A 610-nucleotide genomic window follows, 5' to 3' on the forward strand; every position below is an offset into this window, starting at 1 on the left:
CCCCCCCCCCCCCCCCCCCCCCCCCCCCCCCCCCCCCCCCCCCCCCCCCCCCCCCCCCCCCCCCCCCCCCCCCCCCCCCCCCCCCCCCCCCCCCCCCCCCCCCCCCCCCCCCCCCCCCCCCCCCCCCCCCCCCCCCCCCCCCCCCCCCCCCCCCCCCCCCCCCCCCCCCCCCCCCCCCCCCCCCCCCCCCCCCCCCCCCCCCCCCCCCCCCCCCCCCCCCCCCCCCCCCCCCCCCCCCCCCCCCCCCCCCCCCCCCCCCCCCCCCCCCCCCCCCCCCCCCCCCCCCCCCCCCCCCCCCCCCCCCCCCCCCCCCCCCCCCCCCCCCCCCCCCCCCCCCCCCCCCCCCCCCCCCCCCCCCCGGTGCATCAGCCACAGCAGGTAGCCGCCGCCCAGCACCGCGGTCAGCACGCCCACCGGCAGCTCCTGCGGCGCCAGCCACCAGCGCGCCAGCGTGTCGGCGGCCAGCAGCAGCGCGCCGCCCATGGCCGCCGCCAGCGCCACCCGCCAGCCGCGCGCCGCCGGCCCCCGCGAGCGCCCCCGGTGCGGCGCGGCCAGCCCGCCGACGGCAACGCGCCCGCTCTCCGCCCCCGCCCCGCCCCGCGCCCCCGCC

Annotated in this window: 1 pseudogene; it reads right to left on the reverse strand. The window is 93.4% G+C overall.

The window, feature by feature from the left end:
- Nucleotides 1-336: 336 nt before the first annotated feature.
- Nucleotides 337-610, reverse strand: a pseudogene (locus A9O67_RS13685) (iron chelate uptake ABC transporter family permease subunit); the annotation flags it as partial.

It is taken from the genome of Tepidimonas fonticaldi (genome assembly GCF_001675355.1).
Taxonomy (GTDB): Bacteria; Pseudomonadota; Gammaproteobacteria; order Burkholderiales; family Burkholderiaceae_C; genus Tepidimonas; species Tepidimonas fonticaldi.